The sequence below is a fragment of the Streptomyces hamibioticus genome (assembly GCF_047946815.1).
Classification (GTDB): Bacteria; Actinomycetota; Actinomycetes; order Streptomycetales; family Streptomycetaceae; genus Streptomyces.
The window spans coordinates 4,225,005-4,251,182 of the sequence record NZ_JBKKQY010000001.1; the positions used below are offsets into that span (position 1 = coordinate 4,225,005).

Annotated in this window: 26 protein-coding genes and 1 pseudogene; 10 read left to right on the plus strand and 17 right to left on the minus strand. The window is 68.3% G+C overall.

Annotation, left to right across the window (positions count from 1 at the left end; translation table 11 throughout):
* The 3 genes and pseudogenes from ACLGIH_RS19070 to ACLGIH_RS19080 all read right to left on the minus strand — a co-directional run.
* A pseudogene (locus ACLGIH_RS19070) lies at window positions 1–239 on the minus strand (ArsR/SmtB family transcription factor); the annotation flags it as partial.
* A 64-nt stretch (window positions 240–303) separates the two neighbouring features.
* Window positions 304–531 (minus strand): hypothetical protein, encoded by a 228-nt coding sequence (locus ACLGIH_RS19075; RefSeq protein ID WP_416526450.1) that lies wholly within the window; start codon window positions 529–531, stop codon window positions 304–306.
* Between the two features lie 7 nt (window positions 532–538).
* On the minus strand, window positions 539–1,003 hold the full coding sequence (locus ACLGIH_RS19080; protein ID WP_416526451.1) for a hypothetical protein: 465 nt from the start codon (window positions 1,001–1,003) through the stop codon (window positions 539–541).
* Between the two features lie 286 nt (window positions 1,004–1,289).
* Between ACLGIH_RS19080 and ACLGIH_RS19085 the strand changes: the two genes are divergently transcribed.
* On the plus strand, window positions 1,290–2,354 hold the full coding sequence (locus ACLGIH_RS19085) for a PP2C family protein-serine/threonine phosphatase (protein ID WP_416526452.1): 1,065 nt from the start codon (window positions 1,290–1,292) through the stop codon (window positions 2,352–2,354).
* Window positions 2,355–2,567: 213 nt separating this feature from the next.
* Complete coding sequence (locus tag ACLGIH_RS19090; protein WP_416526453.1) at window positions 2,568–3,116, plus strand: DUF1062 domain-containing protein; 549 nt, start codon at window positions 2,568–2,570, stop codon at window positions 3,114–3,116.
* Between the two features lie 73 nt (window positions 3,117–3,189).
* On the opposite strand, the gene ACLGIH_RS19095 is transcribed toward ACLGIH_RS19090, so the two are convergent.
* Window positions 3,190–3,855: a nucleotidyl transferase AbiEii/AbiGii toxin family protein gene (locus ACLGIH_RS19095; RefSeq protein ID WP_416526454.1), complete on the minus strand. Its 666-nt coding sequence runs from the start codon at window positions 3,853–3,855 to the stop codon at window positions 3,190–3,192.
* A 366-nt stretch (window positions 3,856–4,221) separates the two neighbouring features.
* On the opposite strand from ACLGIH_RS19095, the gene ACLGIH_RS19100 reads away from it, so the two are divergent.
* Window positions 4,222–4,560 carry a MerR family transcriptional regulator gene (locus tag ACLGIH_RS19100; protein ID WP_416526455.1) on the plus strand — a complete coding sequence of 113 codons (339 nt, stop codon included), beginning with the start codon at window positions 4,222–4,224 and terminating at the stop codon, window positions 4,558–4,560.
* A gap of 87 nt (window positions 4,561–4,647) precedes the next feature.
* On the opposite strand, the gene ACLGIH_RS19105 is transcribed toward ACLGIH_RS19100, so the two are convergent.
* The 8 genes from ACLGIH_RS19105 to ACLGIH_RS19140 all read right to left on the minus strand — a co-directional run bounded on the left by ACLGIH_RS19105 (window position 4,648) and on the right by ACLGIH_RS19140 (window position 10,962).
* Window positions 4,648–4,956 carry an SCO5918 family protein gene (locus ACLGIH_RS19105; protein ID WP_416526456.1) on the minus strand — a complete coding sequence of 103 codons (309 nt, stop codon included), beginning with the start codon at window positions 4,954–4,956 and terminating at the stop codon, window positions 4,648–4,650.
* 74 nt (window positions 4,957–5,030) lie between these two features.
* Complete coding sequence (locus ACLGIH_RS19110; RefSeq protein WP_416526457.1) at window positions 5,031–5,435, minus strand: CBS domain-containing protein; 405 nt, start codon at window positions 5,433–5,435, stop codon at window positions 5,031–5,033.
* Window positions 5,436–5,480: 45 nt separating this feature from the next.
* A complete protein-coding gene (locus ACLGIH_RS19115) occupies window positions 5,481–6,935 on the minus strand; it encodes a DEAD/DEAH box helicase (RefSeq protein ID WP_416526458.1) in 1,455 nt (484 codons plus the stop codon).
* Window positions 6,936–7,120: 185 nt separating this feature from the next.
* A complete protein-coding gene (locus ACLGIH_RS19120) occupies window positions 7,121–7,324 on the minus strand; it encodes a cold-shock protein (RefSeq protein ID WP_069815976.1) in 204 nt (67 codons plus the stop codon).
* Window positions 7,325–7,642: 318 nt separating this feature from the next.
* Window positions 7,643–8,590, minus strand: coding sequence for a fibronectin type III domain-containing protein (locus ACLGIH_RS19125; RefSeq protein WP_416526459.1), 948 nt, complete (start codon window positions 8,588–8,590; stop codon window positions 7,643–7,645).
* 8 nt (window positions 8,591–8,598) lie between these two features.
* The gene (locus ACLGIH_RS19130; protein ID WP_416526460.1) at window positions 8,599–9,711 is read right to left on the minus strand and encodes a fibronectin type III domain-containing protein; all 1,113 of its coding nucleotides are present in this window, start codon (window positions 9,709–9,711) and stop codon (window positions 8,599–8,601) included.
* A gap of 556 nt (window positions 9,712–10,267) precedes the next feature.
* Window positions 10,268–10,501, minus strand: coding sequence for a hypothetical protein (locus ACLGIH_RS19135; protein WP_416526461.1), 234 nt, complete (start codon window positions 10,499–10,501; stop codon window positions 10,268–10,270).
* Window positions 10,502–10,740: 239 nt separating this feature from the next.
* Entirely contained in the window at window positions 10,741–10,962 is a 222-nt protein-coding gene (locus tag ACLGIH_RS19140) for a hypothetical protein (RefSeq protein ID WP_416526462.1), read from the minus strand.
* 623 nt (window positions 10,963–11,585) lie between these two features.
* Between ACLGIH_RS19140 and ACLGIH_RS19145 the strand changes: the two genes are divergently transcribed.
* Entirely contained in the window at window positions 11,586–11,894 is a 309-nt protein-coding gene (locus ACLGIH_RS19145) for a hypothetical protein (protein ID WP_416526463.1), read from the plus strand.
* Window positions 11,895–12,245: 351 nt separating this feature from the next.
* On the opposite strand, the gene ACLGIH_RS19150 is transcribed toward ACLGIH_RS19145, so the two are convergent.
* Both ACLGIH_RS19150 and ACLGIH_RS19155 read right to left on the minus strand, forming a co-directional pair.
* Window positions 12,246–15,428, minus strand: a complete 3,183-nt coding sequence (locus ACLGIH_RS19150) for a tetratricopeptide repeat protein (protein WP_416526464.1) — start codon at window positions 15,426–15,428, stop codon at window positions 12,246–12,248.
* Window positions 15,429–15,449: 21 nt separating this feature from the next.
* The gene (locus ACLGIH_RS19155) at window positions 15,450–16,790 is read right to left on the minus strand and encodes an NsdA family TPR-like regulatory protein (protein WP_416526465.1); all 1,341 of its coding nucleotides are present in this window, start codon (window positions 16,788–16,790) and stop codon (window positions 15,450–15,452) included.
* A gap of 414 nt (window positions 16,791–17,204) precedes the next feature.
* Between ACLGIH_RS19155 and ACLGIH_RS19160 the strand changes: the two genes are divergently transcribed.
* From ACLGIH_RS19160 to ACLGIH_RS19185, 6 genes are all read left to right on the plus strand, one after another.
* Window positions 17,205–17,408: a hypothetical protein gene (locus tag ACLGIH_RS19160; RefSeq protein WP_416526466.1), complete on the plus strand. Its 204-nt coding sequence runs from the start codon at window positions 17,205–17,207 to the stop codon at window positions 17,406–17,408.
* Between the two features lie 103 nt (window positions 17,409–17,511).
* A complete protein-coding gene (locus ACLGIH_RS19165) occupies window positions 17,512–18,633 on the plus strand; it encodes a sugar-transfer associated ATP-grasp domain-containing protein (protein ID WP_416526467.1) in 1,122 nt (373 codons plus the stop codon).
* Window positions 18,634–18,645: 12 nt separating this feature from the next.
* Entirely contained in the window at window positions 18,646–19,575 is a 930-nt protein-coding gene (locus ACLGIH_RS19170) for a hypothetical protein (RefSeq protein WP_416526468.1), read from the plus strand.
* A 51-nt stretch (window positions 19,576–19,626) separates the two neighbouring features.
* A complete protein-coding gene (cysS, locus tag ACLGIH_RS19175) occupies window positions 19,627–21,006 on the plus strand; it encodes a cysteine--tRNA ligase (RefSeq protein WP_416526469.1) in 1,380 nt (459 codons plus the stop codon).
* Complete coding sequence (locus ACLGIH_RS19180; RefSeq protein WP_416526470.1) at window positions 21,003–21,572, plus strand: 2OG-Fe(II) oxygenase; 570 nt, start codon at window positions 21,003–21,005, stop codon at window positions 21,570–21,572. Before cysS ends, ACLGIH_RS19180 begins: the two co-directional genes overlap by 4 nt.
* A 54-nt stretch (window positions 21,573–21,626) precedes the next feature.
* Window positions 21,627–22,799 carry a serine hydrolase domain-containing protein gene (locus tag ACLGIH_RS19185; RefSeq protein ID WP_416526471.1) on the plus strand — a complete coding sequence of 391 codons (1,173 nt, stop codon included), beginning with the start codon at window positions 21,627–21,629 and terminating at the stop codon, window positions 22,797–22,799.
* Between the two features lie 118 nt (window positions 22,800–22,917).
* On the opposite strand, the gene ACLGIH_RS19190 is transcribed toward ACLGIH_RS19185, so the two are convergent.
* The 3 genes from ACLGIH_RS19190 to ACLGIH_RS19200 form a co-directional block, all read right to left on the minus strand.
* Entirely contained in the window at window positions 22,918–23,664 is a 747-nt protein-coding gene (locus ACLGIH_RS19190; RefSeq protein WP_416526472.1) for a hypothetical protein, read from the minus strand.
* Between the two features lie 77 nt (window positions 23,665–23,741).
* The gene (locus ACLGIH_RS19195; protein WP_416526473.1) at window positions 23,742–25,451 is read right to left on the minus strand and encodes a relaxase/mobilization nuclease domain-containing protein; all 1,710 of its coding nucleotides are present in this window, start codon (window positions 25,449–25,451) and stop codon (window positions 23,742–23,744) included.
* Window positions 25,448–26,008, minus strand: coding sequence for a MobC family plasmid mobilization relaxosome protein (locus ACLGIH_RS19200; RefSeq protein WP_416526474.1), 561 nt, complete (start codon window positions 26,006–26,008; stop codon window positions 25,448–25,450). The genes ACLGIH_RS19195 and ACLGIH_RS19200 overlap by 4 nt, the downstream gene beginning before the upstream one ends.
* Window positions 26,009–26,178: the final 170 nt, after the last annotated feature.

Genomic DNA, 26,178 nt, shown 5'->3' on the forward strand with positions numbered 1-26,178 from the left:
CTAGTTCCGGGGGCTGACATGACCGTGACCGGGGCGTGACGCCTCGACGAGAACCTCGCCCGCCGCCGTGCGCGAGTACAGCACCGACCGACCGGACCGGCGCCGCTCCACCGGCCCCGCGTCCAGCAGCAGCCGCAGATGCCGCCCCACCGAACCGAGCCCCTGCCCCGTGACCGCGACCAGCTGGCTGGTGCTCAACGGCGAGCGAGCAGCACCAGCACCACCGCGCGGGCTCCCCCACCGCCGACGAACGCCGCCGCCCGCCTGACCACCCCGGCCGAGCCCGTTCCCCCTCCGCCCGGCCTACTTCCCCCCAACCCTCCCCACCCAGACCAGCCCACCCCAACGGGCCGCTGCCCCCACCCCGATCGACACGAGGATCGCGCCCCAGTCGATCACGTGGGGCATCCCCGGGAAGAAGGCGAAGAAGGCGAGTGCCCCGAGGAAGCCCGTTGCGAAGCAGGCGGCACCGACGATGCGTTGACGACGGCCCCGATTTCGTTCGGCATGCTGCTCTTGCTGCTCGACCATGATCCGCTCACTTGGTGATGTGGTGACACTGGCTCACGCGGCGCACCCCGTTGACAAGGAGGTGCGCGCACGCCTTGCCATAACGAGGCAGGCGCTGCGGAGAGTTGTTGCGCATGGGGTCGATCTTGCATTCGCTGTGTGTCCGGCCGCGTGAGGTCCGGTAGGTGCGGTTGTTCGTGTCGGCGTAGGTGAAGTCGATGCGCCAATTGCAGAAGCCGCTGGTGAGGGCGCCGGTGAAGGCGCAGTCGACGCCGGCGTTCTGGTACGTGATCTTCCGGCCGCTACCGCGAATGACGTGCGTGAACATGCAGCCCGTCGGCACCTTCATGGTCACGCCCCCCACGCTGTACTCGAAGGTGCGTACCGGAGTCGATCCGATCGCGGTGGCGTGAGCCGCCGCCGGCGCCGCGAGAACGGCGGCCGCAGCGACGGTGAGACTGGCGGCGAGGTGCGCGACATGTCGCAAGGCCATGACACTCTCCCTGGTGATCGTCGGATTAGCACAGGGAGAACGCGCGGACCGGCGGCCGGTGTTGAGGAGCCGGCACGGTTCATCGTGATCGGTGATCAAGGGATTGGCGCGCTGACCGCACGACCGTCTTCAGGCCCCAACTCGCGGCGAACGATTGGGTCAAGACGGTCGGCGAGGGGGCCGGTGGGGTGGATCCTTGCATAATCTAATGGACTGGGGAGGGGCGCCTGAGGATCTTGTACGGCTGACGAGGGTGGCCCTTGAGCGCTGCGACACCGGAGTAGTCATGACCGCGAAGAACTCGACGCCCAGTGCCACGGCGCTGAACTGGATGCCCGTCGCGACCATGACAGTCGTGGCCGGGGTGGACGTCGTCGCCGGGCCGGACGTCGGGTTCCTGCCGCTGGTGTCGCTGGGGCTGGCGTTCGCCGGACTGGTCGGCGGCTGGCGGCGTACGGCGCTGATCGGCCTGGTGGCCCTGCTCCTCTGTCTCGGCCTGGGCCTCTACAACGGGCTGTTCGACAACAGCCGCGGCTACAGCGCCATGGCGTCGGTGGCGGGCGTGACCGGCGTGGGCGTCGCCGCGGCCGTGATGCGGTCCCGCCGGGAGGCGGAGCTGGCCAGCGTCCGGTCGATCGCCGAGGTCGCCCAGCGCGTGCTGCTCCGCCCGGTTCCGCTGACCGCCGGCCCGCTGCAGGCGGCGGTGTCGTACACGTCGGCGGTCGCGGAGGCCCGGATCGGCGGCGACCTGTACGAGGTGGTGGCCTCCCCGCACGGCGTCCGGGTGATCGTGGGCGACGTGCAGGGCAAGGGACTGGCCGCGGTGGAGACGGCGGCCGTGGTCCTCGGCGCCTTCCGGGAGGCGGCGTACGACGAACCCGACCTGGTGAAGCTGGGCGAGCGGCTGGAACGCAGCGTCGCCCGGGAACTGGGGGACGAGAAGTTCGTGACCGCGATACTCGCGGAGATCGGCACGGAACGATCGGCCGTCTTCCTCAACTACGGCCACCCGGACCCGCTGCTCGTCCACCGGGACGGCACGGCCGACTTCCCGGAGCCACCGGCGTACGCGCTGCCGCTGGGCCTGGCCGCACCCGGCGGACCGGGTCCCGAGCCGTACCGCGTCGACTTCACCCCCGGCGACCAACTGCTGCTCTACACCGACGGCGTCACCGAGGCCCGCGACCACCAGGGCGGCTTCTATCCCCTCGCCGAGCGCACCCACCTGCTGAAAGACCCCGACGCCCACCGCGCACTGGACGCCCTGCGCGAGGACCTGGTCCGCCACGCGGCCGGCCCGCACCACGACGACGCGGCGATGCTGCTGCTGCGCTACCAGGGCCACCACTGAGCCCCGACCGGACTGCCCTGGCGGTGAGGCGTGCGAAAACCAGTGGCGCGGCGCCGCTGTGCGCCCCTACCGTGCTGCCGGACCAAGTCGTCTGGTGAAGGGCGTCCCGTTGTACACCGTGTGAGACCTCCCGAGAGCTGATGTGTCGCGCGTCGCGCATGTGCGCCGCGCTCCTTTTTGCTGCGGACTTCTCACTGAAACCGGTGTACTTCTGTGCTCAACAGCTGGGTGGTCATGCCCACCTGCCTGCCGACCGTTCGCCGCCGCTGCCACGCCTGCGCGTCCCAGCGCTTCCGGGCCGACGGCAAAGCCCGTATCAACGCCAACCACAAGCTCCTCGACGTCTGGCTCCTCGTCCTCTGTACCGCTTGCGGGGACACGGCGAAGCTCACGGTCCTGGAGCGGATGCACGTACGTTCCGTACGACCTGAGCTGCTGGACCGGCTGCATGACAACGACCCCGCCCTGGCAGCCGAACTGCTCCAGGACCCGGTCGTGCGGCGCCGCAATCGCATCGGCCTCGACTGGGACAAGGCCTGGCGCCTCGACACCGGCGGGTCGGATCACCTGGACCGCGAGGTGATCGACGTCTCGGTCCGTTTCGCGGCGCGGATCCCTGTCCGGCCGGTGCGGCTGATCGCCGACGGTTGCGGTCTCGCGCGCGCCGAGGCCGAGCGACTGATCACGGAGGGCAAGCTCGTCTCGGCGGTCCGGTTGAGCGGCAAGCTCTCCGGCGACTTCACCTTCACGCTCAAGCGCTGAGCGCTCCTCGAGGTCAGGGCCCGTCCGGCGGTCGCGCCGGGCAGGCCCTGGCCGTACCGGCCCGCGAAATCGCTCACGCGTCGTCGGGCGCCTCGGACTCGGCGAGCCGCTCGGCGATGTCGTCGGCCCACTCCTGGGCCCACCGCCGCAGTCCGGCGACGGCTCCCGCGTCGAGCCCACAGGCGGCGAACTCGGCGTCGTCGACCCAGTCGGCGCCGGTCAGGCGAGCCTGGAGGTCGGCGAGATCGAAGGCGTCGAGCGCGTGCCGGCGGCCCAGCTCCTCCAGTTCGGGCCGGCTGCGCAGCCGCGAGGCGGCGTGCACGTCGACGAGGTCCCGGGCCAGCCCGCGGTCCACGAGGGCGCGGACCCGGGTGCCGATCAGATCCTCCAGTGACAGCACGGGACCGACGTCCGCGCGCACCGGCGGCCCCCACAGCACCTCTTTCACCACGTCGACCACGAACTCCGCACCGGTGACCGGTTCGCCGACGACCAGCCGCGCCGACAAGGGGTCCGTCTCCACGGACGGCACCAGCCACCCCCGCTCCACGAGCCCCTGGCACACACCGTCCGCGATCTCCGCCATCTCCGCGGAACTGTCCGAGGCGACGGTGACGCCCCGCCCGGCACGCTCCACCAGCCCGTGCACGCGCGCCGCATGCCCCCCGGCCAGCAGCAGCCCGTAGGGCGCCCCCGCGGCGAGGAGATCGGCCGGCAGGCTCTGGGGCGGCTCAGCCATGGAGGCGGCGGGGGCGGGGATTCATGCGGTGATTATCGCCCGCGGGCGAGCGGGTGGCGCGGGACAGAGCGGTGCGCGGGCCACGGCCGGGACGGTGCTCTCACTCGTACGGGCTGAAATCTGTCGTGGCCGCTGTAGACATGCCGTCGGACGGGAACGGTCCGCCTGGGTACCGTAGGACCCGAACGGAAGGTGGCCGCACGGCCACGCGTCCGCGATCCCCGCAGTCTCGGCCTCCCGGGGGCCGGTGCGGAAACAGAAGGCCGGTGTCGCAGTGGGCCGGCCGATGGTGTTACAAATCCCTCGGGGCCTTGGTGCCGTACGGTACCGGGGCCCCTTGTCGCATTCCCCCGATCAGAGGTGCAGATGACCGCAGACACACCGCTCGACCGAATCGATGACGACGACTACCCCGCTTACACCATGGGTCGGGCGGCGGAGATGCTCGGCACCACGCCCGCCTTTCTGAGGGCCCTGGGTGAAGCCCGGCTGATCACGCCCCTGCGCTCCGAGGGCGGCCACCGTCGCTACTCCCGCTATCAGCTGCGTATCGCCGCCCGGGCCCGTGAGCTGGTCGACCAGGGCACCCCCATCGAGGCGGCCTGCCGCATCATCATCCTGGAGGACCAGCTGGAGGAGGCCCGGCGCATCAACGACGAACTGCGCCGCGGTGATGTCGGCACCAGCCCCGGCGCGGGTGCCTGACCCGCACGCCCACGGCCACGGTCGTCCTCGCGCCGGGCTGGTGCGACCGCGGGGACAGGGTCCGGCCCGATCAGCCGGACTCCCCGATCAGCCGGACTCGGGCGCGCCCAGCATCGCGGAAGCCTCCTGGAGCGGGTCGAGGATCCGGGCGGTGGCGGCCTTGGGGGCGGTACGGCAGGTGAAGCCGAGCTGGGTCATGGCCCTGATGACTTCGCCGCTGCTGAAATCACGGCGGTCCTGACGGGTGACGACCTGGCCGACCTGCTTGGCGGGGAAGTGGCGGCGGCCGATGATCACGGAGTCGCCGGTGACCGTCTCGGGCTTGACGCCCTTCATCGCTTCCAGCACGCCGGCCTTGGTGAGCTCGAACGGGAATCGGGCGATGACGCAGCGCATGGTGCCTCACAGGGGGGAGAAGGAGAAGGCGGAGGGGACGGAGCGGAAGCGGGCGGGGGCCGCGGTGCGGTGGATCAGCGGGAGAGGGCGATGACGCCCAGGGCGTTGCCCTGTTCGTCGACCACCGGCAGGGCCCGCAGCCGCCGGTGCCGCATCGCGTGCTCGGCGTCGGCCACCGAGGACAACGGCGAGGCGAAGGGCCCGCCGTCGTCGGCGATGTCGCGCAGGCGGACCCGGTCCGAGTAGCCGGCCCCGTCCCGTACGGCCATGAGCCGGGCCCGGGAGACCAGGTCGGTGCACTGGCCGTCCTCGTCGCAGACGACCAGGTGACCCGTGCGGGCGGCGGTCATGACGGACAGCGCCACCTCGACGGTCATGTCGTCCCAGACCTGCGGCCCGGCCGCGTCCATGGCATCGGCGACCGTCCTGTGCACGGCGCTGGTGATCGTCGGGCGGGGATGCATCTGGACCGGCGTCAAAAGGTGCCTCCTGGAGAAATGGGTCAGTTTTCCGATCAGGACGGTCTAGGCCGCCGCGTCCGAGACGGACCGCCGGGCGGGCGTGCGCTGGGCGGGCGTGCGCCGGGCCGCCGAAGCCGGGCGGCGTCGGCCGCGGGACGTGGCGCTGCGCTTGGGGCGGTCGACGACCGGTGCGGTGATGACGACCGGGATGCCGGAGGGCGCCTGGGCGCCGGTGATGCGGTGCAGGGCCTCCGCGCCCGCACGCACCTGGGTGGTCTGCGGGACGATGCCGGCCGTTGCCATGAGGCGGGTCATGGCGCGCCGCTGGTTGGGGGTGACCAGGGTGACGACGCTGCCGGACGCACCGGCGCGGGCCGTGCGGCCGCCCCGGTGGAGGTAGTCCTTGTGGTCGGTCGGAGGGTCGACGTTGACGACGAGGTCGAGGCTGTCGACGTGGATGCCGCGAGCGGCGACGTTGGTCGCCACCAGCACGCTGACGTGCCCGTTCTTGAACTGCGTCAGGGTGCGGGTGCGCTGCGGCTGTGACTTGCCCCCGTGCAGGGCGGCGGCCCGCACCCCGCTGTTGAGGAGGTGCTCGGTGAGGCGGTCGACGGCGTGCTTGGTGTCCAGGAACATGAGGACCCGGCCGTCGCGTGCGGCGATCTCGGTGGTGGCCGCGTGCTTGTCGGCGCCGTGGACGTGCAGCACGTGGTGCTCCATCGTGGTGACCGCGCCGGCCGACGGATCGACGGAGTGCACGACGGGGTCGCTCAGGTAGCGGCGTACGAGCAGGTCGACGTTGCGGTCCAGCGTGGCGGAGAACAGCATGCGCTGGCCCTGCGGGCGGACCTGGTCCAGCAGGGCGGTGACCTGCGGCATGAAGCCCATGTCGGCCATCTGGTCGGCTTCGTCGAGCACGGTGACGGCGACCTGGTCCAGCCGGCAGTCGCCGCGCTCGACGAGGTCCCGGAGGCGCCCGGGGGTCGCGACGACGACCTCGACGCCGCCGCGCAACGCGCCGGCCTGCCTGCCGATCGACATCCCGCCCACCACGGTCGCCAGGCGCAGCTTCACCGATCGGGCGTACGGCGTGAGCGCGTCGGTGACCTGCTGCGCCAGCTCACGCGTCGGTACCAGGACCAGCCCCAGCGGCTGCCGGGCCTCGGCACGCTGCCCGGCCGTACGGGCCAGCAGCGCCAGCCCGAAGGCGAGGGTCTTGCCGGAACCGGTGCGCCCCCGGCCCAGGACGTCCCGGCCGGCGAGGGAGTTCGGCAGCGTCGCGGCCTGGATCGGGAACGGTACGGTCACGCCCTGCGAGCCGAGCGCGGCCAGCAGCTCCGCGGGCATGTCGAGGTCGGCGAAGCTCGCCGCGGCGGGCAGCGCCGGGGTGATCGTCTCCGGGAGGTCGAACTTCCTCGGGGCGGTGCTGCCGTTCCGGTGGGCGGTGCTGCCGTTGCGGGCGGCGGTGCTGCCGTTCCGGGTGCGGGTGAAGCGGCCGTTCGTGCGTGTGCGGTTCAAAGCGGAACCTTCCTCGATGGGCGCATATCAAGGAATTCCCGCAGCAGTGAGCCGCACGGAGAATTGCAAGAATGGGCCGAATGGAACGCGGAGCCGAGCCGCGTGGGTAAACCTACGGAAAGTAGGTGCAGCTGGGGCCCGCACCCCGAAGGATGCGGGCCCCAGCTACGAAATGCGCGCAGGCGTCAGGCGGGAACGATGTTCTCGGCCGTCGGGCCCTTCTGGCCCTGCGCGATGTCGAAGCTCACCTTCTGGCCTTCGAGCAGCTCGCGGAAGCCCTGGGCGACGATGTTCGAGTAGTGGGCGAACACGTCAGCGCCGCCACCGTCCTGCTCGATGAAGCCGAAGCCCTTTTCCGCGTTGAACCACTTCACGGTGCCAGTAGCCATGTCTTGCTCTCCTTAGGGGCAGTGAGTCGGCGTCCACACTGTGCGGACGCCGTGTCGCCGCGATGATCACCCCGTCCGGAAAAAGACCGGTGTCACAAAGCGCTTCCAGCGGCACGGAAGCCGACTGAGAAGGGCCTGGAATTCGGGAACCACAACTGCAACTGAGAACGACAGTAGCACGTCGCGGCCGTCTGTGTGTGCTGTGTAATTCCGCTCGGTTCGTTACTGCAAGGAAACTGCCCGCACGTTCCGCAAAACCCTCATCTCGCGGATGCAGATATTTTCCAGCCCCGCCGGTCCGTAAATGCCCGTCTGCCGTCAGGCCAGGTCCGGCCGGATGCGCCACGGGTGCGCGGCCGCGGTCTCGGTGCCGTCGGCGAGGACGCCGACCACTCGGTAGTAGGAGATCGAGCCGAGCGGCTGGGCCGGGTCACTGCAGGACTGCCAGTAGTCGCTGGTGGGTGCGACGGTGTCCAGCAGGCCGTAGGTCCGCGTCGCGGGATTCCAGCGGCTCACCCGGTACTCGGTGACCGAGGCGCAGATGTCGCCGGAGCAGTGCCACTGGACCGGCCCGGCGGCCTCGGAGACGGTCCAGCCACCACCGCCGTACAGCGGGCCCTTGTCCTGGCCGATCGGCTCGGCCGGGGTGGTGTCCAACTCGGTGGCGGTCACGGTGGCCCAGTCGGCGGCGGCCGTGGCGTTGCCCCACTTGTCGACCGCGTAGACCGCGTGGACATACGACTCGCCGTCCGGGACTCCGATGCACAGCGCGGCCGGCCGGTCGTCCTGGCCCACGTTGCAGGTGCCCAGCCACCTGACCGAGCCGTCGGCCTGCCGGACTCCGCGCAGGGCGCGGTAGGAGGCGACGTCGTCCTCCGCCGAGGCGTTCCAGCGCAGCAGCGTGCCGTCGGCGCGCGGCGTCGCGGTCAGCCCGGTGACCGGCTGCGGTGCGACACGGTCGGCGGTGGTCACCGTGACGGTGTTGGAGGGAACGGACTCGTTGCCCTGCCAGTCGGTGAAGACGACACCGTAGGTGTAGGCGGTGCCCAGCTCCCAGCTCTCGTCGTAGCAGACGAACGTGTATTCGCCTCGGCTGGTGTCGAGCGTCCGGCTCTCCTCGGCGCACTGGACCCGCACCGCGTCCGCGCCGAGCCCGGTGCCCTCGGAGCGCAGCAACGTGAAGTAGGCGTCGTTGGCCAGTTCGTCGGACGCCGGGTGCTCCGGGGTGTTCCAGGTGAGCAGCACCCTGCTCCGGTCCGGCGTCACGCGCAGGTTCACGGGCGCGGCCGGGCCGTGCGGTCGATCCCGTCGGAGGTGACGGGCGCCGAGTACGGGCCCGGGTTCCCCACCGTGTCGAGGGCGCGCACGACGTAGGTGTGCGGCGTGTCGTCGTGGCCCACGGGGTGGGTGTACGAGGTGCCCGTGAGTTGCTTCACGAGCGTGTACGAGCCGGTGGCCGGGTCCCTCTCGTACAGCTGGTAAGCGGCCGCGTCCGGCGCCGCGTTCCAGCCGAGCACCATTCCATGGAGGTCGCCGTGCGCGGTGAGCCGCGTGGGGGCGGCCGGACCCGTGCGGTCGGGCGTGGTCACGCCCTGGTCGGCGGTGCCGGTGGACTCGTTGCCGGCCTTGTCGACCGCGCGGACCTCGTAGTAGTACGTCCGGCCGGTCGCGGGCGGGATGTCGGTGTACGCCGTGGAGGCCGTGGTCGCCAGCGGCTCGGCGGGGTAGGCGCTGCCCTTGACGCGGCGGTGGACGCGGTAGCCGGCGAGGTCCATCTCCTTGTTCCTGGACCAGGTGATCCTGGCCTTGCCGGTCGCCGTGTCGTACGTGACGGTGGTGCCCGTCGGCGTGAGTGGCCTGACCTTGTCGACGGTGGCCGAAGTCCTCGGCAGGTAGCCGAACTTGACGTTGGCGGCGCCGGTCCAGTTGACGAAGTCGATGCGCAGGGTGTGCTTGCCGGACGGGATGGGGACGTTGACCGTCTTCTTCACCGTCGTCGAGACGTTCTTCCACAGGTCGACCTTGCGGACGCCGTCGAGGTAGACGCGAATGCCGTCACGCGCTTCGACGGGGAAGGAGAAGGGGCCGCCGGAGCCGAAGTCGCGGGTGACCGTCCAGCGGACACCGAAGTGGTTCGACGGCAGTCCGGAAGCCGGGGCTCCCGTGCCCCAGTTCTGGTCGATCCTCGAGTCGCAGTCGGTCTTCTTCGGCGCACCGGAGAACGTGGTGTTCGCGAAGAACTGCCGCTTGTACACCGGCGAGACGCAGGTGGCGGTGGCGGCGGAGGCAGCGGAGGCGGGCGCGGCGACGGCGCTGAGCAGGCCGCCCGCGGTGGCGAGCACGATCGCGGTGGCGGCCACAGCGGTCGTGGGTCTGTCGGGGTTCATGCGGTCCTCTGGTCATGATCAGAACGGCGGACGAGGCCGTCCTGATCACGACCCGCGAGCAGAGGTGTTGGTTGCACGGCCGAGGGGACGCGGGGGCGTACGGCTGCGCCGGGCATCCAGGGAAGACCCTTCGTTCCGGTACGGCCGGGAACGAAACTGTTCGCGAGTGGGCTGTCGCGCCCGCACGGATGGTGCGCGGTGCGCAGGGGATGCGCCGTAACCGCAGAGCCGGAACGGCGCGTGACTACTCGTCAGGCACGGCGGCATAGAGCCGCCGGCCTGGCTGTGGCATCGTGCGCGGCCGTCGTCGCCGGGGTTCTGGTGCCCGCGCCCATGGCGGCGGCCGCAGACTCGCGGGGCAGGTCGTCGGTCGACGACGGGGAGATCCGCTGGGAGGACGAGACCGGAAGGACGTTGGTCAACCAGCAGGGGGAAGGGACGAGAACGGAGACGTCGTCAACCTTCCCGAGGGCGGCGCCTTGCGGAAGGCCGGCGGGAGGTATCTGTTCGCCGTGAAGTACGACCCCGACCACAGGTTCAACACCGTGATCCCCGTCTACGGGGACGTGCCGATACCCGGCACCGAGGCCACCGCTCCCGGTGCCCCGGACATGAAGCGTGACGGACGGCCCACCATGTCCGGCCGGTGGATGGCCGCGGCGCAGAACCAGAACGACCTCTCGACGGCGCCGCCCGACGAGGAGCCCACCGAGGAACCGGCCGAGGACCCGGCCCCGGGGCCCTCGCCCACCGGCGGCTCCGCACCGTCGCCCCCGCCGACTCGGGTCACGCCGCACTCATGCCTGGGCGTGTCCTTGCGCGTCCTCGAGTGCGGCGGTCTCATCCTCCCCGAAGTCCGGGGCCCGGAAGGGATCCGTGGTCGGAGGCGGCGATGCTGTGGCAGCGCAGCGGGGCGCCCCCTCCGGAGCGGAGAACAGCGAGGTCAGATCGATGAGAGGTCTCCCTTTTCGCTACAGATCCCTGGTGGGACCCGGCGGGACCCGTGTGCCCGAACCGGGCACAGAGGTCCTACAGCTTGGTCATCTTGGTGTACGGACTCAAGATCCGCTGTTGCGCCGACCCGAAATCCACGAGGGCAGCGATCCCGTCCTCGACGCCGATCACCCGGCCGAGGCCGTACATGTCGTGCGTCACCTGGTCGCCCACCGCGAAGTGCTCGGGAGTCGGTGTGACCCGGGCCTTGAAGGGGCTGGTGGGCAAATGACGCTTCAGTGCAGCAGGCTTTGTCATTGCCCCCAGTATGCGCCCGCGGGCGTCCCGTTCGCTGCGGTCGTCCACGTCGGGTTCGACACATCCCCGGACAGCGACGGCCGCTTCAAGGGAGGAGACGGGGCCTCGCGCCGGTGACCTGAGGCTTCCGGGTCAGAGACCGGCACTCGATCGCAGGACACCCGCGCTGACCCTGGGCGCCGCTTTGCGCGGGAAACCGACGAGCGGCGGAGTGAGGTGCGGGTGTCCGGTCAAAGCAGCGCAGGGGTGGGCGAGGCGCCCACGATCCCGGATACGACGGAGGGCCGGCCCGGGAGGGAACCCCTCCTGAGCCGGCCCTTCTGGCTGTGCCCCCGGCAGGATTCGAACCTGCGACACCCGCTTTAGGAGTGGGATCGAATCCGTGCCGGGCGGTTCCAGACTGTGCCGCGCGGTGCTGTTCTGCCTGATCAGCGCCGCGCGGTACGGGGCTTGATCCCGCGTGTGATGCTTGGTGCTGGCCCGTCCGCTCACGCATCGCGCACGCAGGCGGACTATCCACCGGCTGGTTTCTTCTCGCTGCTGAGGAGGGGTGGAGATTACTTTGATGAGCTGGTCACGGCTCATGGTGGATCGCCCACCGACCAGAGCGCTCGAAGAGCCTCGTGATCGATCTCGGCTACAGCCGATCCAGTCGGCAGTCCTGCCGGGTCGATCGCAAGCGCTGGGTGCTGGAGGACATTCCGGGAGCCGTTCTCTGGGAGATCGAGACCCTCGCCGTAGAAGACGCCCAGCGGAACGCGGACGAGGAGCGGGCGAAGGCCAAGCGCGAGGTTCGCTGGCAGGCGACCATGAAGAAGGCGAAGGAGTTGACCTCAACGCCCTGGAGCGCCGACTGGAAGAGACGGCCGTGGAAGATGAGGTGGCGGTGGCCTCGGCACGCGCCGATGCGCGCAGAGCCTCGGACCCGTTGACCCGCCTACCCGCCACGCCCCCGCGCGAACCGAAGCACGAGGAACTGGCGTCCTACCTGAAGCGCTGGAGCCCACGCAGCCCCGAGGCACACCGCGGCTGGGGCGCTCGCTGAAGAGAGCGTCACCCAGAGCAAAGAACTTGAGAGCCGAGCGCGTGCCGATCTCACTTCTCCTGTGAGCTGGCACGGGACGGAGATCTTCAGGCTCACACCTCTGCGATGGCTTCCTCGACGGCGAGGTCCGGCTTGACCTCTCCACCCAGCAACTCGGCAATCGCCTCGAACTCGAAAAGAGCGGCCCGCCCCGGTGGCCAGCTTCCGAGGGTTCAGGAAGACGGACCAACGCCAGAAATCAATCACCGCTTGATTCATCGCCAAGATGAAAGATTTGCGCTACATCGAATTGCATGGCAATCACGTTCAGAAAGTGCAGATCAAATTGAGTTTCAGGATGATCAGGGCCGAACCTGCGTAAATCCTCTTCGTAGGCTTCTTTTGCGACGGAAAGAGCTTCCTTCCAGCGGCCCTCCAGAGAGAAGGCCGAAGAGAGATTGATTAGAGCAGAGGCAAGCTGAGCCCTTTCAGGCCCGACCGTCGCCCGAAGAACTTTGACTGCAGCCAGTAGGTCGATCTCGGCATCTTGAATGCCTATTTCCCCAACAGCCGCCTGATGTAATCGGCATCTACCCCTGGTTGCCAGGAACGATGCATACATTGAGCTCTGCACGCCAAACTGTGATGACAGCAAAGGGTCGAGGCTCTCCAAGATTTGGATGGCGCGCCCCAAATCACCTCGCTCAATTGCCGCGTCTGCCGCGCCGATCTGTACGTCAAAATAGAATCGATCACGTCGCGACGGGTCGCCCGCGGCTTGAGCCTCAGATACTCTGTCGAGATATTCAGCCTGCCACTCAACGGATCCTTGCAAGCGAGCCAGCATTGCCGCATCGGAATGGATGGCTGTAATGAGATCCGCGGGAAGGGAATCCGCCAGAGGACTCAAGCGAGAAATGCACCACGCGTTGACCTCTTCAGCTTCCTCCAGCCGGTTAGTTAGCTCTAGCAAGCGAAATCGGACATGAGCGGCGAGGAGAGATCCAACGGGGTGCTCTTCACTCGAATCAACCAGCGAAGGAAGATTTGGAAGCTTGCGGATTGCGCTATCCGCAATATCTCGACGCCCCAATCTCACGGCGGCATTTCCCAAAGCCATGTAGGCCCTGTCGATGGAGTCCTGATCGGCATGCAGCTCGGTCAACTCGACATTGCCTTCAATGAGGGACAGCCCTATATTGGCGTCACCCGATTGAATGTGGGCTTGCCCCAGGGATTCTCTCGCCGCGAAAAGGAGACTGAGAGGAGCCAAGCCCTGATGAAACAGGTCCTCCGCGACCCTGAGGACTTGATCACCAATGCGCACGGCATTCTCTTGATCCCCCAAGGCGCATAGGCGGTCAACGAGACTCTTGGCGACTGCCATGACGGCGGGACCATGCATTTGGGCCTGAAATGCTTCGTCGACGATTCCGATGACGTGCGCAATGTGCGGATCGAGAAGCTCTGGAGACTCTCCCCCTCTCTCTACAAGCTGTGAGGCGAAGAGTCCGAAGGCTGTTTCAATCCATGTTTCGGATCCCTGAGAGGTCTCGGCTGCGAACAGCCTAATCAGGGGATGAACTCGTAAGGTGCCGCGCTCAACACTCACTAGGGAGAATGCAGACAGACAAGATATTGCGTCATCTCGCTGCATCTCGTCAAAGAGGGATACGCGCGTGTTCCAGCCCTCATCGTCCTGAGTCCAACCGGCCCAGGAGATCTCAGTACGGGTACGCTTCCTCAGGAATCGCCGTTCCTCCTTACTCACCACCACTGGCCCCACGACAAATGGACGCACAGGCTCGATGTCAAAAACATCAAGGCGTAGTGGCTCAGCTCCGATATGAGCGAGCAGAGTGAGCAATCGGCGCGAGAGCGGGTTCCGAACCTCTGCTTCAGCTAGGGCCAACTTGATCGCACTTGCCACAGTAACCGGATGGCCACCGGCTTCGCCGCGATCAAGCATCTGCGCAGATGCCTTGCGGAATCGATCCAAGTACTGCGGGATTGTCAACCCGACCGTCGAACAGTAATTCACGGCCTGATTTACTGCCAAAGGGTGGTTTCCGAGATGGTCAGCCAAATCGGCCACATGAACATCCAGCGCGTCCGGTAGCACCTTCACAATGAAGCTGTGCGCTTCCTCGGAAGACCATGGTGGCAAATTTATGTAGTGGTGAGATTCGTCGATATGGCTAGCTGTTGTGGTGATCAGAACGCGACACAATGACTGACGCGGCAAAAGGTTACGAACTGTCGATGGGTCCGTAACCCCATCGATAATGACCAATGTTGCCGAATTCTCCGGCAGGGTGACGGCTCTCCCAGGAGAGCTGCTCGTGATCGCTTTCTGTCCAGTAAGCTCCTCAAGGCCAAGCAGGAGACCGGCTCGAGTGGTCCCATCGATCACCTCGACCCTGAGGTTTCCCGAGTGCAGGGCGGCAAACTGGCCGGCCAAGCTAGTCTTACCTGCACCTGCCATTCCAGATACCACGACGGGAGAAACAGGGTCAGGGCTGCCTGGCGCCAACCAGCGCTCCAGTTCCGCTAGATACGCGGCACGGCCAACAAATAGTGGATCAGGCTCCCATCCGGGATGTCGGGCTTCCGGAATCGTGCGCGCCTCATTCTTGTCCGCATTCTGCAACAGTAGACGCCGCACCTCCTCCGTTGACAGATACTTCTTCCTCTGACTGGTTAGCGATTCAAGCTGCACGCTCGCGCGAATGGTCGCAGCAATGCTCGAAGATCGCTCCTGCCTCGATAGGGGTCTATCTGTACTGGCGGCAGCAATCCTCCCGACCAGAACCTCGTAGCAGGATTCTGCGTGAATCGGAGACCTACCTGCAGCCTTCAGGAAGTCTGCAGTCCTCCTCACCCCTACGTCGGTTATCTCATTTCGTCGAGGGAGCGGGTGTGCAGGGAAATTGAGGCACTCAAAGAACTCCTCCGCCTCTGCAAGAGGTATCTTCAGGCGCTTGTGCAACTGCGCCACCGCCGAGTCTTTAGCTGAGGCATCTTTATGGATCTTTGCTTGCCGGAGGGCATTGGCTGGTCCGCCGAACCCTGCATTGCTGTGAAAGGCAACAGTGCATTCCTTGCCCGCGGCCTTCCATGCCGAGTAGAGATCACTCAACACGCGATCCTTGTCCAGCGCAGACCATGTCCAGGCTGGATCGCCCTTATGGTGTGGCTCGCGATGTTTGATCGAGACGAGTTCGGCCGGGCCCTCTCGAGGCAGCAGGATCACATCGGTGGAGTACTCGACCAAGACACCCCGCAGGTCACCGCCGAAGTGTTCCAGCAGGGTCAGCGCTACGCACTCATCTTGATATTCAAACCGAGCGCGTGTCTCAGGGCCCGTATTTCTTTGATCGCGCGGCAGCGCCTGAGTAGCCTCGAGATACGGATCGTTCTCGCCACTGGCAGAGGTGGCCATAGAGTGATGCCTTCCGAGTTGTCAGACAGCAGTGGGGAGAGCCTGCAGGCGGTCGCGGAATTCCCGAACAGCTAGCACCTTCGAGTGCGGTTCGAGGTAGTTGCTGAACTTCGTCAGCCGGACGTGTGCGCGGTCGGACTGGACGCGGTTCTCCAGCAGCTCCAGGCCGAGGTTGGCGGCGTCCAGGGCGCCGTCCAAGTCCCGGGCGGCGAGCCGTGCCGTGGCGAGGCGGCCGGACCGGACAGCTCGGTCTCGCGGTACTGCTTGGTCCACTGCCACCGCGAGGGCGCTGATCGCTCGCTCGGGGAAGCCGGAGCGGAGCATGATCTTGCCCTCGGTGGACTTGAGCTGGGCTTCGCCGTACCAGCCCAGCCAGTCGGGGCGGTCGCCTTCGCGGTGCGTGCCCCACAGGTCGTAGGCCCGGTTGAGGGACTTGCCGGCCGCCTCGTGCTGGGTGTCTCGGGACAGCGCTTCGGCCTGGTGGAGGTAGAGGTACGAGGTCGCTGCAGGCGGGAGGGCCGGCGGGGCGTTGCTGATGGCGGTGTCGATCAGCTTCACGCGTGCGGCCGTGTCGCCGGAGTCGGAGATGTGGACGCCCATCTCGGCGAGGATGAAGGCGCCGAAGCCGTCGTCCTTGGCGCTGTGGGCGCTGCGGAGGGCGCCGACGTAGTAGCGCTGGCCGAGGGAGCGGAGGCCCTTGTCGTAGGCCATCCATCCGGCGAGGTACGACACGCGGGCGGCGGTGGCGTACAGGCGGTGCTCGATGGCGTCGGTGTAGCGGCCATGGCCGAGAAGGCTGGTGATCAGTGCGAGGTCGCTGGTGGCCTGGTCCAGGAGGCGTGCGCCGCCCATCTGGTCGTCGAGCGTGCGGAGGGTGTCCACGCGCGCTTCGATGGTGGTCACCATCGCGTCGGTGACGCGGTCGCCGTCGATTGCCGAGGCGAACGCCTCTGGGGCGGCTGCCCAGTTGGCGGCGACGCCTGTCAGCGCGACGCCGGTGATGGACAGGAATCCCCGACGGTCCATGTGGCCGCTCCTGACCAGATCAGCGAAGACCTTCACGGTGCCGGCCGGAGTCCATGGGGACGCCAGGGCTGTCGACTCCCAGGCCGGTAGCCATCGGGGCCAGGCCACCGAACGTACGTGGTCCTCGGGGACGCCCAGCAGGTTGGCGAGCACCCGTTGAGCGTCCGCGTCAGGGGCCTGCCCCTGTTCCCACTTCCAGACCGTCGTCCGGTTGGTCGCCAGCGGCACGCCCAGTTCCGCCCCGCGTTCTCGCATGCGCCGGGCTAACTCGGCCTTGCCCCAACCCTTGCCTTCTCGCACGTAGGTCAGCGGGTGCAGAGCCATCGGGTCAGACATCCCACCCTCCCCTCAGGTTGGTAGTCAGGAGGCTACTCCCTGTGCGAGAAACGGGGGTTTCTCTCGCTGGAGGAACCCCCGGGAAACGTTCCGAGCCCGCGGTCCACGGCCGTTCACTGGGCCTCACGCCGTTCGGAGCTGAGCACCCGGGTTAACCGGCTCCCCCGCCTGCTCCGAACGGCTCCCAGACCGCAGCCCGTCATCGGCGTCCCTCACGTGGGTGACGGGCTGCACCGCCCCCGAGGAGGTCGTGATGAGCCAGCCTCTGCCCGTCCGTACGCCCGGCGACAGCGGACGACAGCACACGGTTCCCGAGCCGCCGGCCGGTCCGAGTCCGGCCCTCCGCGCCCGCGCCGAATCCGGGTGGGAGAGATTCCTCCGGCGCGGAGCGAGCGATCGCGAGGAGTCCGAGCGGTGAATCCGGTCGATGCCGAAGGCCGGGAGGACCCCCCCCTCCTTCACCGCCTGGTCCGCGACATCGCGAGCCGCGGTGAGGGGGAGCTGACGGCCGTCGTCCACGAGAGGCACGGCGGCCGGCTCATCCGCATCGCCCACATCCAGCCCGCGAACGGCATCGCCTGGTCGACCGCCGCCGACAACATCGGGCCCGCCCGATGAGGCAGCGCCTCGCTGTCGTGGCCTACGTGATCGTCGTCAGTGCGCTCGTCGTCACGTTGGCCATCGCCGGAACCCCGAACCACTGAGAAACGGGAGGAGCACCATGAGACGTACCGCGGACCGCGGCTTCAACCACCGTCAGGCCGTGACCGAGGAATGGTTCCGCACCCAGGTCCTTCCTCGCGTGTCCGGCGCGCGGTTTCTCCCCTACCAGGTGCGTCAGCTGCGGCGCGAGCACCTGCCGGCGATGCTGCGCGACGAGGACAGGAAGAGCCTGGCCCGCATCGCCGGGGACTTGGTGAAGGTCTCCGCGCGGTGGCGCTGCCTGCCGTTCCACTACTTCCGCTACGGCGGATACCGGCGAGAGGTGTCCGCCGAGCGGGCCTGCTCGTACCTGCCGGAGAGCGCCCTGTTCCACCGGCTCCTTCCCCGCGTGAACCGGGACGCGATCGACCTGGACGACAAGACGTCCTGCAAGAGGATCCTCGCCTCCGCCGGCATCCCGCAGCCCGCGCTCATCGCGAGCGGTGACCGCCGCACGGGTGTGACGTCCGACGGTGATGTGGTGCCGCTGACGGAGGTCCTCAGCCACGCTTCCGGACTCGGCCGTGTGGTGGTCAAGCCCTCCCGCTACTCCAGCGGTGGGTCCGGCGTCGTGATCGTGCGGCCTGGCGAGGACGCCTTCGATCTTCCGGCCTACGCGCAGCGATGGGGCACGTGGCTGGTGGAGCAGCACGTGCCGCAGCATTCCGACCTGGACGTGCTGAACCCGTACGCCCTCAACACATTCCGCGTGATCACCCTGCTGCGTGAAGGCGCCGCCAAGATCCTGTACGTGATGTTGAAGCTCGGCGGCGCCGAGAGCACCACGGACAACTCGGCCGCCGGCGGCATGCAGATCCGTGTTCACCAAGACGGACGACTCGACCGCCACGGCTACGACCGGTACCTGAACGCCCACACCCGCCACGGGGTCAGTTCGGTGCCGTTCGCCGACCACCGGATCTCCCGCATGACGGAGGTCCGAGAGCTGGCCGAGCGCTGTGCCCGCCTGTTCCCGCAGGTGCCCTTCATCGGCTGGGACATCGCCCTCACGCCCGGCGGGCCCGTGGTCATCGAGGGCAACAGCAGCCCTTCCCTCGCACACATCCAGCGCACCCACGGCGGCGTCGCCCTGGAGCTCGTTCCCGCGCTCCGCTCCGTGATGGATCGCCCGATCAGCTGACCAGGAGTTCTCGTGGAAAACCTGAAAATGCAGGCCCGTGCCGCGGCCGGGGGTCTGCTCGACACGCTCAAGACGATGCCCGAGGTTCAGGCGCTCTACGTCCTGTCCTCCTCGGCCGTCGCGCCCCGCAACGTCACGCGGTTCAGTACCGATTCGGACTTCGACCTGGCCGTCGTCCTCGACGTCCCGATCAAGGAGGACGAGTGGAGGTCGCGGCCGGCGGACACGTACACCCTGGTCCGTGACCGGCTCCCCGCATGGATCCCGGAGTTCAGCTTCCACCTGCCGGTCCCCTGGGGGCGCATGGAGGTCAACGTCCACCAGCTCCTCTTCCAGTACGAGGCCGACCCGCGCACGGCGTGGAACAGCGACAAGTGCGACGCATACGGGAACAAGGGCGAGCCGCTGTTCGACCGCGAGGAAGCCTTCGGGGCACTGATCTCCCACAAGACGCGCGAGCAGCTCCAGCGCCTGGAGGGCGAGACCTACCGGCTGCACAACCGGATCACGTGGGACGTGCGCGAGATCCCGCTGCGGATGGCACGGCGGGTCGGAGTGCCCACGGGCCACTTCGTCCTCTCCGGGGCGCTGGACGAGGTCGTGGACTGGATGTACGCCCGCTCGGGCCAGCTGCTGCCGAACATGAAGTGGAAGCTGTACTCCCTCGGCGCACTCGGTCTGATCAGTGGCGAGCAGGAGAACCTGCTGATCGAGGCCCAGCAGTGCGACCCGCTGTCGATGGTCGACCTGGAGCGGCGGTGCGAGGCCCTGAGCGAGTTCTGCCGCGCGGTCGGGATGGACCTCAGCCCCGGGGCGATCGAGGCCGTGCGGAAGGCGTACCAGCGGGCCAACCACCAGCTCCTCGGTAGAGAGGCGTCGGTCTTCGCCGACCAGCCGTCCCCGCGATTCGTTTCCTTCGGCGAGCGCGGCGGTTCCAGTTAGACGCTTATGTCCGGGCGTCAGTACGCTGCGTGATCCGCTTACACAGGAGGCATGATGTCGATCAAGGTCCACAACACGCTGACCAGCCAGACCGAGGAGTTCCGCCCCGAGCGGGAGGCCGAGGTGCGGATGTTCGTGTGCGGACCCACCGTGTACGGCCCCAGCCACGTCGGGCACGCGAAGACGTACACGCAGTTCGACTTCATCGCCCGGTACCTGGAAGTGAGCGGGTACAAGGTCACCTACCTTCAGAACATCACCGACGTCGACGACAAGATCATCCGGCGGTCGGCGGAGGAAGGCGTCCCGCCGGAGGAGATCGCGGCCCTCTTCGAAAAGCAGTACCTGGAGGACATGGCCGCGCTGGGCAACACCCGCGTCGACGTCCACGCGCGGGCCCACGACCACATCGACGGCATCGTGGACCAGATCAAGCGGCTCATCGAGCGCGGCCACGCCTACCAGCTCGACGACGGCTGGTACTTCGATCTGGCCTCGTTCCCCGCGTACGGCAAGTTGTCCGGTCGGACAGATCTCCGCCCCGAGGACTCGGTGTCGCGGATCGACGACAACTCGAAGAAGCACAACCCGGGCGACTTCGCCCTGTGGAAGGGCCGCAAGGACGGCGAGCCGTTCTGGGAGACCGAGCTGGGCCCCGGCCGACCGGGCTGGCACATCGAGGACACCGCGATCACGGAGACCTTCTTCGGGCCCTCGTACGACCTGCACGGCGGCGCCGTCGACCTCATCTTCCCGCACCACGAGGCCGAGGTCGCCCAGATGGAAGCCGCCTCCGGCATCGAGCCCCTGGCCCGCTACTGGATGCACACCGGTCTCCTGCGGGTCGACGGCGAGAAGATGTCGAAGAGCACCGGCAACTTCCTCACCATCCGCGACGCCCTCGCCCGGACGGACTTCCGCACCCTGCGGCACGCCTTCCTCTCCCAGCACTACCGCTCCTCCATGGAGCTGAACGACTCCACGCTGGAGCAGGCCCGAGGGGCACGCCGCCGGATCGAGAACTTCGCCCGGACCATCGACCCCGCGCACACCGACAGCCAGGCGAACGCCGCACGCGCCACCGACGCCTGGAAGGAGATGCGCGAGCGCCTGGACGACGACTTCGACACCCCCGGCGCCCTCGCCGTCCTGTTCCAGTACATCCGCGAGCAGAACCGCATGGAGGAACCGGCCGGCCCGGCCGCCCTGCGGCTGATCGAGGACGTGAACAACCTCTTCGGAACCTTCGACATCCCCGGCTCCGCCCAGAGCGACGCCGCCGTCGACGAACTCGTGAAGGAACGCGACCGGCTCCGCGCGGCGAAGAAGTTCGCCGAGGCCGACGCGATCCGAGACCAGCTCACCCAGCAGGGCGTCGTCCTTGAGGACTCGCCCGAAGGCACCCGTTGGTGGAAGGAGAGCACCTCATGACCTGGAAGAGTCGCTTACCGCTCGCCGTAGAGAGCGCCATCCCCCTCGGCCTCTGCGGAGCGCTGATGGACCACGTGAAGAACCACACCGCCCGCCCCCGCACCTACCAGGGCGTCATCGACGAATCGTTGCGCAAGAGCGAGTACGTCGAGATCCCGACGCACCTGGAGGAGGCGGTCATCTCCCACTGCGCCGCCCACCTGCGCAGCCACTTCGAGATCGCCCCGAAGCGCATACCCACTCAGCCGGCGGTCGTCTACCGCTACGGCCCCGGCGTCGGCTTCGTCGCCCACCACGACGAGGTCACCGACATCGAACGCGAGCGGGCCCGGACCAACGGACAGCCCGTGGTCGGCGGCGACCTCACCCTCGTGGTCTGGCTCAACACGCCGGACTCCTATGGCGGAGGCGAGCTGTTCTTCGAGAACCCCACCCAGGAGATCAAGCCGCACTGCGGCAGCCTGGTCGCCTTCCCGGCCACCCGCGACCACATCCACGGCGTACGGCCGATCACGAGGGGCGAACGCGTCACCCTCGTCGTACGCGTCGATGCCGACTGCCTCTGAACAGAGGCCACTTCCCCTGACAGCTGGGGCAGCGCGGCTGCCAGGATGAACTGTATGACGACGATTAACGGTGAGGTAGCGCCCGGGTTCGAACCGGTCCGCGAGGCGTTCGTTGCGAACTTCACCCAGCACGGGGACATCGGCGCGGCCGTGTGCGTCTACTGGCACGGCCGGCCGGTGGTCGACCTGTGGGGCGGTGTCGCCGACCCCGAGACCGGCCGTCCGTGGGCACGGGACACCCTGCAACTGGTCTACTCGGCGACCAAGGGAGCCACCGCCACCGCGGCGCACATGCTGGTCGAGCGCGGCATGCTCGACCTCGATGCCCCCGTGGCGAAGTACTGGCCGGAGTTCGCGGCCAACGGCAAGGCGGACATCCCCGTGCGCTGGCTCCTATCCCACCAGGCCGGCCTGGTCGCACTCGATCAACCGCTGCCACTGGTCGAGGCGCTGGCCTGGGACCCCATGGCAGCAGCGCTGGCGGCCCAGCGCCCGCTGTGGACTCCAGGCACCGCACACGGGTATCACGGCCGGACCTGGGGCTGGCTGGTCGGCGAAGTGATCCGCCGAGTCTCCGGCCGCTCGCCGGGCCGCTTCATCGCCGACGAGATCGCGCGCCCCCTTGGGCTGGACTTCTTCATCGGCCTGCCGGCGGGCGAACGCGAGCGGGTCAGCCGCATGGTGTACCGGCGACCGGCCGTCGACCTCACCACCGTTCCCCCCGAGGACGTTCCCGAGGAACTCCGCGAACAGGTCGCCGCCTGGCGCGACCCGCACTCATTGAGCAACCGGGCGTACGCGGTCACCAACCCGGCCGCGATCGACTTCGACTCCCCCGAGGTGCAGGCCGCCGAACTCCCGTCCTCCAACGGAATCGGCACCGCACAGGCACTCGCCCGCATGTACGCCGCCCTGATCGGCGAAGTCGACGGCGTGCGCCTGCTAGCCCGGGAGACGTTGGCGTCGGCAACGGAAGAGCAGGCCAGTGGGAAGGACCAGGTGCTGCTGTTCCCGAGCCGGTTCAGCACCGGCTACATGCTGCCGACCGAGGGCAACCTCATGACCGGCCCGAACGCCTTCGGCCACACCGGCCGCGGCGGCTCACTTGCCTTCGCCGACCCCGAGCACGGCATTGCCTTCGGCTACGCGATGAACCACATCATCAGCGGATCCGGCGACGTGCGGGCGGCTTTGCTCACCGAGGCGGTGCGGAAGTCCCTGGAGTGACGGATCGCTAGGCGGAAGCGGTTCTGCCGAGAACAAGGGGGGCCGCTCCAGATGGCCGTTGAGGGCCGGTGTGAGTAGGCCCTGGGGAGGTCACTGGTCGTGCCTGCCTCTACTACAACTAGGGCTCCGTGGGGCCTTCGGCCTGCCGACGCGTTTCCTCGATCATCCGCCCGTTGTGGGCTCGGATGGCTTCAGAGTTGGCCTTGTCGTACGCGTCGGCCAGTGCATCCAGGCGACTATCGATCTTGCCCAGGTGCTCCTCGATGCGCTTCAGCGGACGCTCTCCGATCAAATACCCGGCCAGTGCCTCCAGGTCCACGGTGTAGGTGAGCGTCTCAACTGCGCCCTGCGGGCCGTGAGCATCCACCGTGAAGTCGTAGCGCATGGGCAGGTCAGTACTCCAGCGCTGCGGACCGTCGAACGCGTACACGAGGCGGCGGTTCGGCGGCAGCATCGGAATGGTTCGATTCAGAGCGCTTGCCAGTCGAGGGGTGAACTTGGCGTGGCTGGATTCCAAAGTGGGCGTGACCTGGATGCGTACGTCACGGGCCACGGTGGTTCCGATGTTGTGGATGCTCAGCACGAGCAAGCTGGACCCAGGCTGGTCGGGGCCGATGTCCACGACCACGTACGGCTCGTTCTGCTCCCGGTGCACCCGCTCAGCGAGCGCCAATTGTTCGCGGTGGACGCGCTCGGCTTGCTGGATCTGTTCCCTGGCAATATTCAGCTGGGCCTCGGCCGCCTGGGCTTGGCGGCCAGCGTGCTTCGCTGAGTCGGCTGCGGTCCTGGCCTGCCAGAACGCGAAGCCTGCCGCCAGCAGAGCCACACCGCCTGACCCGATAGAAATCCAGTCGCTGGGGTCCATGCCTACTCCCTACACGCTCATGTGCCACCTGGATCATCCCAGATGGGAACGGCTGGCAGGGGGACCTTCCGTGGCTGTCAGCGCTGTCGGTGGCGTTGCCCGGCGGGCGTGGGTGTCGTGGTGGGCTGGGGGTTTCGGGCCTGGTGTCCGCTGGGCGCGGGCGCCATGGTGGAGCGGCGGCGGGCGGCTTCGGCGCGGGGGTTGGGGGCGGGGTTGCGGCTGGTGTGCTGGATGCGGGTGATCAGGACACGGGCGGGTTGGCGGGCGGTGGTGAGTTCACGCTGGGCGGCGGCCTCCTTAAGGAGCTGGTGGGGTTTGTGACCGCCGGCTTCGGCGTCGGCGAGGACGGTGGCGAGGGCCGGCCAGGCGGGGTCGGTGAGGATGCGGTCGGCATGGTCGGGGACAGCGGCCCGAACGTCGTGGGCGAGGGTCCGGCGGGCCTGGTCGCTCGGCCGGCGGGTGGCGAGGCTGTCGACGACGGGCGTGAGGGCTCGGTCAGCGGCCGCCTTCAGGTGGTGGAGGCTCTGGCGGGCGGCTTCCGCCTGGTGGGCGTGGCTGTTCGCCTCGTGCCAGCGGGCGGTGACGATCGTGGCCCAGACGAGGGCGGCCAGCAGGGTCGCCAGGGCGCTGCCGTCGGGGCCGGTGGCGGTGTGGGCGAGGTCCCGGGCCGCTCGGCGCAGGGTCGTAGCGGCCTGGTTCTCGGCGCGGACCTGGGAGCGCTGAGCGCGGACGAACGCCCGTGAGGCCGCTCGCAGTTCGGCGTAAAGGTGAGCGGGGGCTTTCTGGGCGGTCGCTTCAATGAGGTCGCCGAGCGCGGTGATGTGGGCTTGGGCGTGGGTGTCGTCGGCCATCCCCTGGTGGAGGGTGTCGAGGGCGTCGATGGCCTGGTGCCAGGGGGTGACAGGACGGTCGCGGCGTGCGGTGGGGTGTTCCTCCGGCGGGGCGGTTTCGAGGCGGGCCCTGAGCTTGGGGAGGGTGAGGTCGGGGGCGATCTTTCCTCCGGGGTGGAAGATCTGTTCGCCGTCCTTGTTGAGGTCGCCGGGGCGGCCGACGGCGTAGCCGAGGAGGTCTCCGGACGGTCCGCGGCGGGGTTTGACCGCGATGCCCATGGCTTCGAGGTAGGCGAGGAGTTCCTCCGTGTTGCTGGCGTGGGGGATGGCGGTGCGGATGCGGTCCTGGAGCCAGTCGCGGCTGGTCTGCTCCCAGCCGAGGCGTTCGGCCTTGTGCATTTCGGCCTGGGTGGGCCTGCGTCCGGCGGTGCGGTCGCCTTTCTTCAGTTGGCGCAGGCCGTAGTCGGTCTCGATCTGGCGGCAGGCGTCGCCGACGCGGATGCCGCTGTCGTGGAGCTTGGGGCGGCGGCCGTCTTCGCGGACGGTGGTGGCGAGGATGTGGATGTGGTCGTCGGCGTGGCGTACCGCGATCCAACGGCAGGCCAGGTCGTCGCCGGGCGGGGCAATGCCGGCGGCTTCGACGATCCTCTGGGCGATCTCGGCCCACTCGGCGTCGGAGAGGTGGCGGTCTTCGGGTGCGGTGCGGACGGGGCAGTGCCAGACGTGGTCGGAGACCTTCTTGCCGAACTCGCTGTTCCGAAGGTGGACGGGCTCGTCGAGGTGGCGGGCGAGCTGGGTGAGAGTGGCGTCCGGGTCCCGGCCGGGGTCGGGCATGCCGAGCATCGCGAAGCCGGCGACGATGTGCGGGTCGGTGTGCTCGTCGTGGCGGCCGGGGCCGTAGAGGTAGGCGAGCAGGCCACGGGTGTTGGACCCGGCCGGTTTGATGGCGGCGATCACGCGGCCAGGTCCTTCCTGGTGATGTCCGGTTCACGCAGGGCCTCGGCGATCAGCTCCAGCAGATCGTGCAGCTCGCCAAGGCGTCGGCGGATGTCGGGCGGGGTGAGGTCGCTGTTGAGGGCGCGGGCGATCTGGTTGACGTTGACGCCGATGCGGTTGAGCTCGCGCAGCACCTGGGCGCGGAACATGTGGGTGCGGCGGCGGTCCTCGGACAGCGGGAGGTTCGCGGTGAACCGGCCGGTGATGAAGGCAAGAACGATGTCGGCGGCGAAGCCGGATTCCCCCTTGTAGCCGTGCTCGGCAGCGGCCTCCTGCAGCACGTTGTGCTCGTCGCCGGTGAACCGCAGCGGGCCGACGCGGACGGTCCGCTTGGTGCCAGTGAAACGGCGGATTGCCGGCTGCACGCTCTGCACCGCTCGCTCACCGGCCGTCGGTTCGGTGGCGGGTGTGGGGCGGAGGATTTGCTGCTGGACGGAGTGGAGCTCGTCCAGGTCGGGGCCGCCCTCGGTCCCGACCTCCCGGTCCGGCGCCCCCTGGCGTCGGGCCGTCTCCGCCACCCCCGGGGCGGAGATCCCCGAAGACCGGCCTTGAGTCGGACTCGGGGTACTACTGGCTCCGCCAGGGGCAGGCCGTCCGAACGCGTTCCGCAAACGCTCCTTCAGCGTAGGCGACTTCGTCGGCACGGACAGCTCGTCCGGGACGACTTCGGCATCGTGCGCGTCGTGCG